Origin of the sequence: Aliivibrio sp. S4MY1, assembly GCF_028765545.1 — a bacterium.
Lineage (GTDB): Bacteria > Pseudomonadota > Gammaproteobacteria > Enterobacterales > Vibrionaceae > Aliivibrio.
Genome location: NZ_JARACP010000006.1, coordinates 260989 through 267702, shown reverse-complemented (window position 1 = coordinate 267702; position 6714 = coordinate 260989). Strand labels below are relative to the sequence as shown.

7 protein-coding genes are annotated in these 6714 nt (G+C 38.5%); 3 read left to right on the top strand and 4 right to left on the bottom strand.

Annotated features, from left to right (window positions below):
• Positions 1 to 117 precede the first annotated feature (117 nt).
• Positions 118 to 639: a GNAT family N-acetyltransferase gene (locus PVK71_RS09160; RefSeq protein WP_274418109.1), complete on the bottom strand. Its 522-nt coding sequence runs from the start codon at positions 637 to 639 to the stop codon at positions 118 to 120.
• 261 nt (positions 640 to 900) lie between these two features.
• On the opposite strand from PVK71_RS09160, the gene PVK71_RS09155 reads away from it, so the two are divergent.
• From PVK71_RS09155 to PVK71_RS09145, 3 genes are all read left to right on the top strand, one after another.
• Positions 901 to 1755 (top strand): carboxylate/amino acid/amine transporter, encoded by an 855-nt coding sequence (locus PVK71_RS09155; protein ID WP_274418108.1) that lies wholly within the window; start codon positions 901 to 903, stop codon positions 1753 to 1755.
• 654 nt (positions 1756 to 2409) lie between these two features.
• Positions 2410 to 3570, top strand: a complete 1161-nt coding sequence (locus tag PVK71_RS09150) for an MFS transporter (RefSeq protein WP_274418107.1) — start codon at positions 2410 to 2412, stop codon at positions 3568 to 3570.
• 63 nt (positions 3571 to 3633) lie between these two features.
• Entirely contained in the window at positions 3634 to 3951 is a 318-nt protein-coding gene (locus PVK71_RS09145) for a hypothetical protein (protein ID WP_130043273.1), read from the top strand.
• A 65-nt stretch (positions 3952 to 4016) separates the two neighbouring features.
• On the opposite strand, the gene PVK71_RS09140 is transcribed toward PVK71_RS09145, so the two are convergent.
• The 3 genes from PVK71_RS09140 to PVK71_RS09130 form a co-directional block, all read right to left on the bottom strand.
• Entirely contained in the window at positions 4017 to 4442 is a 426-nt protein-coding gene (locus PVK71_RS09140; protein WP_274418106.1) for a GNAT family N-acetyltransferase, read from the bottom strand.
• A 54-nt stretch (positions 4443 to 4496) separates the two neighbouring features.
• Positions 4497 to 5837 carry a GTPase HflX gene (gene hflX / locus PVK71_RS09135; protein ID WP_130048450.1) on the bottom strand — a complete coding sequence of 447 codons (1341 nt, stop codon included), beginning with the start codon at positions 5835 to 5837 and terminating at the stop codon, positions 4497 to 4499.
• Positions 5838 to 5995: 158 nt separating this feature from the next.
• Entirely contained in the window at positions 5996 to 6703 is a 708-nt protein-coding gene (locus PVK71_RS09130) for an SDR family oxidoreductase (RefSeq protein ID WP_274418105.1), read from the bottom strand.
• Positions 6704 to 6714: the final 11 nt, after the last annotated feature.

Genomic DNA, 6714 nt, shown 5'->3' with positions numbered 1-6714 from the left:
TGTGAAGCACGCTACTACGACACTCAATCAAAACACCGTAAACACCAAACTAAACCCAAACCAAAATTGCCAAGCGTGCTGAATCAATCTTAAATTGTTTGTTAGCCCTGTGGTTGACTAGTACATATAACCTAGCCAATCAAAATGTCCAACACCCCACTGCTTATCTCTGAGTGGTTTCACATACAGTTCATCAATATGCTCTACAGCAACTCCAAAGTTGGTGTGCTCGTGAAGCCTTAACCAAGATTGCATACACTGAACCTTGTTAAAACCATTTGATGAGTAGAAATCATGTAACTCAGATATGAGGATTATGAAATCAATGTCTTTAGTTTCGGCAAATGCCGATACTTCTGACAACATGAAAGAGCCAATACCTTGCCCTCGATAACGTTCATCAACACAGAAGTCGATTACGCCCAGAACCTTATGTATTTCCCCACCGACGCTAACAACGCGATAATCCAGTCCAAGATAGCCAACCAACTGTTCACCTTGAAAATGAAGGGCACGCATATGAGGTAACTGCTTAAAGTAAGAACGACTTACTTGGTGGTCTGGAAAAGCTTGATTTCTTAATGCTTCGATTGCCTTATGATGCAATTCTGAAACATCTATTTCTTGTACGATTTCCATATCATTTCCTGAAAAGGGCTAACGCTTTATCTACGACAAAATGTCGTATAGTACACCTACAACCTTTATCTATAGTTTTTCTATTAATGCTGCAATTCTGTTCTAAAATAATATGTAAATCAATGTAATAGCACATACATATCAGTGAGATGACTCATGAACTACGGATAAAGCTATTACACTCTGCTTTTCTTATCTTTTTCTTTACTGATAGCAAACCTCATTTAAAATACTACCATTGGTTTTATTAATGGATTACTCATGTCATATTTACTTTCAATTACCCTTCTTTGGGCTTTTTCATTTAGCTTGATCGGGGTTTACCTCGCAGGACAAGTTGACGCTTGGTTCTCTGTATTAATGCGTATTGGGTTAGCGACTTTGGTTTTTCTTCCATTTTTACGCCCTAAACAAGTGTCTTTATCCACAGCTATTAAGCTAATGCTTATTGGTGCTATCCAACTTGGATTGATGTATGTATTTTATTATCAATCCTTTTTGTACCTTACGGTTCCTGAAGTTTTATTATTCACCGTAATGACACCTATTTATATCACGCTATTAAACGATGCTTTTGAAGGAAAGTTTCACCCTCACTTTATGATAAGTGCTGTGATTGCTACTTTAGGCGCGATTGCAATTCGCTATAACGGCATTGATTCTGGTTTCTTGCTTGGATTTGCGATGGTTCAAGGCGCTAATTTATGTTTTGCGACAGGCCAAGTTTGCTATAAGCGATTAATGAAAGATCAAACTATTGAGCAAAAAACCGTGTTTGGGTTCTTTTTTATCGGAGCCTTAATCGTCGCTACTGTTTGCTACGCTATTTTTGGCAACACAGAAAAGCTACCAACAACAACGACACAGTGGGGCGTACTTATTTATTTAGGAACCATAGCTTCTGGCCTTGGCTACTTCATGTGGAATAAAGGCGCTACGTTAGTTAATGTTGGTGTGTTAGCGGTAATGAATAACTTGCTTATTCCTGCGGGGATCTTAGTAAATTTATTGATTTGGAATCGTGATGCCGATATTTTACGCTTAAGCTTAGGAGGCGGATTGATTCTTATTGCTTTACTCGTAAACCAACAGTTAGAAAAGAAACGTCATCAATAATTGTTTCTAACTAACTTCAAAATAGATTAAAAATGGGTATCGACAATCAGCCGGTATCCATTAGTATAAGTAATCGTTATTCCTTACCACAACACAAAAGAGTGTTCGAAATATCTCACAGCTAAAGCTGAAACCCAGAACCTGTCTCCTATGTTCAATAAAAAACCACAAAAATGATGTGCTTCAGTTTGCAGTGCAAGAACACCAATCACTTCCATAGATGTAAATCCTTAAGCTGTATTTACTCCAACCAAAGAAAGAACATAAAATACAATGGCTGAAATAAAAACAGGAACAACATAAAGTACGATTTTCCCTTGCGGAGTGATAAAACAAAAAACACAATTTAAAACAATAATATAGACAAATCCAGCCGACAAGAATACCAATTTGAGTTTATGAAACAGCAATACATTCGTGTCTGATATATAAGACATTTTAAAAAGCTAGCCAATGCTATAACTCGTTTCTTTTTCCTATCTCAACCCATATCTTTTATCACATTTTTATATAATCCATTATTTTCTCGAACACCATTTATTGATTAAAAAAATTTATCTTTACCAATAAAATTACTCGTTTTACTTGGATACTTATTAGCCTCATAGTCGCTGAAAATCTACTTACTTCTATTACTTTTTTTGAGGCACTGCGGTGAACACAACAACATCAACTCAATCACAACCTGGTCTACTTATTCCTGTGATTGCACTTTCTTTATTTGCGGTTGCATCAGGCTATTTAATGAGCCTTATTCCATTGATGCTAAGCCAATATGGAATTGAGGCGAAATACGCCAGTTGGTTAGCCAGTGCTTTCTACGCCGGATTACTTGTAGGTGCAGGATTAATCGAACCCTTTGTTGCTCGTCTTGGGCATAAAAATGCGTTTGTTTTATTTTTAATTTTGCTTGCTGCAACTATTATTATTCTTCCTTCTATGCCTATTGAATGGGTATGGATGACTGCGCGCTTTATTGCTGGTATCGCTGTAGCTGGTGTATTTGTTGTTGTTGAATCTTGGTTATTAATTGGCGATGCTGAAAGTCGTCCAAAACGCCTTGGTTTATATATGGGTGCGCTTTACGGTGGTTCATCATTAGGACAACTAGGTATCGGTTTTATCGGTATCGAAGGATTACTACCTTATTACATGATCATCGGTTTAATCATGATGGCTATCGCTTGTTTACTATTTGGTAAAGGGGCGCAACCACAAGTACAACATCATAATGTATTAAACCTTAAGCAAATTTTAAAACTAAACAAAGCATCAATCATGGGCTGCGTGGTCTCTGGTTTATTACTTGGCGCGGTATATGGCTTAATGCCTTTAGAGCTAAAACATCGAAACATTAGCACTACGCAAATTGGTAGCTTAATGGCGCTGATTGTTCTTGGCGGAATGGCGGTTCAACCACTTGTGTCTTACTTATCTAAGCACTTAGGTAAAACATTATTAATGGCGTTATTCTGTATTCTTGGTGTATTTGCTATTGGTTTAACCACGTTAAGTGATAACACTGCGGTACTTGCAACGGCACTGGTTCTTCTTGGTATGGCGGCGTTTGCTTTATACCCTATCGCTATCTCTTTGGGTTGCGATACATTAGATGAGTCATACATTGTATCTGCAACACAAGTGATGCTATTTAGCTACAGTATTGGCTCTGTATGTGGCCCTGTATTAGCAAACACGTTGATGAATACTGCTGAAGGCTTAATGAGTTACTTATTTGCAATTTTACTAGCAACCGCTATCTATATGTTACTAGCAAGCATGCGCCAACACCGCCCAATGGTTGCTGGTGAATAAGCGGTAGGATTTACGAAGGGTGCGCGTTACAATGCGCACCACAATTGCGAAAGGTAATAAACAATGGAAGATGCACAATACGTTGTAGAATGGGGCGAAACCATCACCCTTAATTTTGAAGGTGCCCAACTTGTTTCGGCTTATCATACTTGCCCTGAAGAAGGGGACGAAACTGAACTTGAGTTTGGTGAGGGTTGGTTCCAAGGCCCTGATGATGAAGAGTACCGCATTGAAATGCAAATGGCGCCTTTCCATCCTTATGATGAAGATCCTGTTCGTTTAGCAAACATCACCATTAATGGCGAGATCGTAAAAATCTTAGAAATCGCAGAAACAGTCGATGGCGAGTTCTTCATTGAACCAAGCGACAGTGATTACTAAGTAAATCAAACAAATTTATTGAAAGGCGCATTGTTTAATTACTTTGCGCCTTTTTGTATTTAGGCTTAATTATTTAGCTGTTTTTCCATTGATAAATGTGGAATACCCGCTTCCATAAATTCGTCACCAAATGGTTGAAAACCCAATTTAGTATAAAAATCGATAGCGTGCTTTTGAGATCCTAAATAGACTCGTGGATAGCCTTTATTTGCTGCCTCATCAATCAATGATAAAACAATTTTAGAGCCTAGACCCTGTCCTCGAAATGCTTTCAAAATAGCAATACGACCAATATGCCCATCATCTAAAATTCGACCCGTACCAACTGGCTGAGCATTGCTATAAACAATCGCATGTACTGCTGATTCGTCTAACCCATCAAACTCAATATCAGGATCTATGCTCTGCTCTTGAATAAACACGGTATCACGTACTTCACGAATAGCTTGTTCATTCTCACCAATATAATTTACGTTTTTAACCTCAAACATCTTCCTACTCTCAATATTTACTTCGTTCAAAAAAGAAATAAAGTCTAATAAAAATTACTTAGACATTAACTTCTTTAATCTTGCTAAATCAATCGCACTTGAGCGTACCGTTAACTTAATATGCTCATAGTCATATTCTTCTTTAGTTACACTCATGCTTGAGCGGATCTCACCCATTATGCCTTTTGCATCATAAGGAACAATAATCTCTTCTTCGATCATTCCTTGCTCAGAAGCGTTAACAATGTACTTATGCAGCTTAGCGACATCAAGTGGATTACGAGTTGATGTCATCATTGCATCTGGAAACTCTTCCATCAATTCTTGTTGTTGCTCTGGTGTTAGCTGATCTGATTTATTTAATACTAATAATTTATCAATGTCGTCCACACCCACTTCAGCAAGTACTTCATGCACAACATCAAGTTGAGATCTAAACGTTGGATCTGACGCATCCACCACATAAAGCAATAATGAAGCATCGTGCGCTTCTGCTAAGGTTGAATGGAAAGACGCCACTAAATCGTGAGGAAGCTTTTTAATAAATCCAACGGTATCTGATACTAGAATACGAGGCTGAGTCTCTGGATACAGTGCACGTACCGTCGTATCCAGCGTTGCAAACAATTTATTCTCAACCAATACTTCACTGCCTGTTAATGCACGCATCATTGAAGACTTACCAGCATTGGTATAACCCACTAATGCAACACAAAACAGCTCTGAACGCTGAGCTCGACGACCTTTAAGTTCATCCTGAACACTTGCTAACTCTCGGCGCAACTCAGCTAACTGGTCACGCACTTTACGGCGATCAAGTTCTAGCGTTGTTTCACCCGCACCTTTACCCATTTGGCGTTCATTATCACCAATAGAAGATTCTCTCAATCGTGGGGCTACATAGTTTAGGCGAGCCATTTCAACTTGAAGACGAGCGGTACGAGTACGAGCATGGCGACTGAAGATCTCGATGATAATGCCAGTACGGTCATAGACTTGAACACCAAGCTGGTTTTCAACATTTCGCAATTGTGACGGTGTTAAATCGCAATCGAATACCACCACATCCGCACAACCAAAAGGCAGGTTATCTGATGGAATATCATCTAAATCCATTTCATCAAAGAAATCTTCAGTATCAGAATCATATTCCTCACCTTCACCTTGGTTACCCGTGATGTGCGCTATTTCTGCCAATTTACCAGCACCTAAAACACTCATCTTTTGTGTGGAGCTTTGGTTTTGAGACTGAGTTCCCACTACTTTAAAGCCTAGCGTTGTTACCAAGCGAGCAAGTTCAGCTAAAGAGGCTTTTGCTTCTTCACCTTTAAACTGTGGAGTACAAATAGAAATGAGCAAAGCATTATTAAGTAACGGTTTTTCAGTTAATTTCATGATTTTATCTTAGAGCACCTAAGTGCAAGCCTGATTTTAGCTAAAGTTAGTCTAATCCTACGCTGTTATGAAGAAGCTTGATAGGTAAATAGAAATTAAATAAAAAATAATCTTTTGGTTAGTGAGCGGCCGCTGACATAACACCAAAAACTTTACGCTTACCAAGGTAGGTGCTCTCCACTGTAAGCTAAAAATGAGCCACTTTGTTGTGGTGTGCTTGAAGCAATCAACCCAATAAGATCATAAGCAACTCTTTCTGGTGTAAATAATTTACCTTGAGGGACATTAGCTTGAAATGGTTCAGATAAAGGGGTGTCTGTTGTCCCCGGATGAAGAGCTAATACCACACCATTTTTTAGTATTCTCTGCCATTCAATTGACATGGTTTTTATAAACATGTTTAAAGCGGCTTTGGATGCTCTATAGCTATACCATCCACCCAATTGATTATCTGAGATACTGCCCACTTTGGCAGAAATGACAGCAAACTTAGGTGTGTCTGTCTTTTTGAGCTTTGGCGTAAAATATTTAGCGAGTAGTAATGTGGGTAGTGTATTAGTGGTCATCACTTGTTGAAAAAACACACTATCTAATGCGGTTAAGTTTTTCTCAGGTCCTTTATCTCGTGTATGCAATATACCAACACAATTAATAACCCAATTTATATCATCAAAGAGTTCGCTGAATAATTTCACTTCATCATCATGGCTAACATTGACTTGATACCACCTTACTCTTTTATGTTGAAATTGTGGTTTGGTTCGGCGATAAGTGGCATGAATTTGAGCATCTGAATACTGGGTAAGGCACTCTGTTATCATCGCAAAGCCTATACCACCATTTCCTCCGACAATAAGTATGTTCATAATGACTCCTC